Genomic DNA, 1,604 nt, shown 5'->3' with positions numbered 1-1,604 from the left:
AGTAGTTCGGCGCGGAGTACCGCCACAGGTTCCCCGACTGATCCACCGCCAGGATGTTCCCGTTCCCCACGCTCACCAGGTTCGACATCGGCTGCACGTTGGTGGTGGACATCTGGACGTCGAGGTAGTCGTCGTCGACGTTGATGGTGACGCCGCCGTAGGTCTCGTTCGTGTTGCCGCCGTACTGGTGGGCGCGCTGGTGGTTACTCCACTCGTTGGACGGCACGACCGAGTCGTTGGTGTCGGCGCTGCCGTTCCACAGCGCGTCGAAGATCACGTCGGGCATCGTGTACTGGCTGCTGTAGTTGTTGGCCAGGTCGGTGATGCCGCTGGAGGAGCTGGAGTACAGGCCCGAGTGGTAGCCCTTGGCGTGAAGTTCCTTGGTCCAGGCGGATTCGAAGGCCAAGACGTTGGCGCCGTAGCTGGAGGTGTCGTACTGCTCCATGTCGTAGTAGAGCGTGGAGCCTGTGCCGAAGCCGAGGTTGGTGGCCTGGGTGACGGCGTCGTCCGCGGCGGCGGTGCCCTCGCTCGTGGGCGAGGAGATGGCGGCGGCCTGCTCGCCGACGTAGACGGGCTGGAAGCGCCAGCCGGCGTTGTACTGGGCCTGGACCCAGGAGGCCGTCAGGTTGGGCTGGCTGCAGCCCATGTTGCTGCCGCCGATGTAGACCCCGACGCTGCTGTAGGGCGAGTTTGCCTTCCAGGTGCTCATCGTGGAGGAGGAGGGCGCGGAGCAGGTGTCGAAGCCCTTGCCGGTGTAGTTGGTGGCGCCGGAGGGCAGGGCGGCGGTCGCGGCCTGGGCGAGGTGGGACCGGACGGTGCCGCCGGTGCGGGGGGCGGTGGTGGGCAGGTGGGCGCCGGTGAGGATGTGCTGCACCAGGGCGCGGTCGGTGTTGTAGGTGGCGGTGACGGTCACCCGTGCCGCGGTGGTGTCGATCTCGTGGGCGACCGTGTTCGTTCGCGTGCCCTGGGCGCCGGCCGGGTTGGTGGCGGGCTGGACCAGGACGGCCTCGGTGCGGCCGATGCTGTGGCTCGGGCAGGCCTGGTTGGCGCCGGGGTGGCCGAGGTAGAGCGTGTGGCGGTCGAAGCGGACACAGGTGTTGGGGTGTCTGGCCAGGTCCACCACGGTCCAGGAGCGGGGCACCGTGAACCGGTAGCCCTGGTAGTCGACCTGCTTGGTCGCGGTCTTCGTGGTGGCAGGGTGCTGGGCGGGGGTGTCCGCGTGGGCCGGGAGGCTCGTGGCGGCGGCGATGGCGGCCGCGGCGAGCGTGGTGGCGAGGACGGTGGTCTTCGTGCGCGTCGTACGGGCGGCCATGGCCGGGCTCCTTCAGGGGCTGGCACCGGTGAGCGGTGCGGAAGGTACGAAGAGGGGTGGTGTCCTGGTACGGGGAGCCGGGACACCACCCGGAGGAAGGAGGAGCTGGTGGGCTGTTACCAGCCGGTGCCGACCTGGGTCTTGTTGGCGCCGCTGTAGCCCGGGCCGATGTAGCGGAACATCTGCTCGGTGCCGGCGTTGGTGGCGAGGAGGTCGGTGGTGCCGTTGCCGGGGATGGCTGCCAGGTTGGTCATGGTGTTCCAGCTGGTGCCGATCTGGACCTTCTGGGAGC

General features: G+C 69.0%; 1 protein-coding gene. It reads right to left on the bottom strand.

Translation table 11 applies throughout. The annotated features are described in order from the left end of the window. Window positions 1–1,312: glycoside hydrolase domain-containing protein (locus BMY61_RS43780; RefSeq protein WP_143094858.1), on the bottom strand; the 1,312-nt coding region annotated here is incomplete at its 3' end. Window positions 1,313–1,604: the final 292 nt, after the last annotated feature.

The organism is Streptacidiphilus jiangxiensis (assembly GCF_900109465.1).
GTDB classification, from domain to species: Bacteria; Actinomycetota; Actinomycetes; order Streptomycetales; family Streptomycetaceae; genus Streptacidiphilus; species Streptacidiphilus jiangxiensis.
Note: the sequence above shows the minus strand (reverse complement) of the source record. Positions and strands in the feature narration are given on the sequence as shown.